1 pseudogene is annotated in these 301 nt (G+C 60.8%); it reads right to left on the reverse strand.

The features are described from left to right. A pseudogene (locus tag QP413_RS09970) lies at positions 1 to 281 on the reverse strand (IS256 family transposase); the annotation flags it as partial. Positions 282 to 301 lie beyond the last annotated feature (20 nt).

A 301-nucleotide genomic window follows, 5' to 3' on the forward strand; every position in this document is an offset into this window, starting at 1 on the left:
CCGATCGTGGGATCGGGGACATCAACTAGCCAGAAGTGTTCAAACCGGCGTTGCAGGGTACGCGGATGACACCCTGCTTCGGCGGCAGCGGTTTCCAAGCTCGCACCGGTTGTGAGGTGGGTGATAAATGCTGCGAAGGCTGCGGAGTTGGTGATATCGGGGCGCTGCTTGGTGGTGGAAGCGCCGCAGATTTTGCACCGCCACCGGGTGCGGTTGGCGGAGGTCTTACCGTTGCGTTTCATCTCGCCGCCGCAGTGGCAGCGTGGTCTGTTCTTCGGCATTGATCAATGCCAACACCAGC

It is taken from the genome of Corynebacterium sp. UMB4614, assembly GCF_030217065.1.
GTDB lineage: Bacteria > Actinomycetota > Actinomycetes > Mycobacteriales > Mycobacteriaceae > Corynebacterium.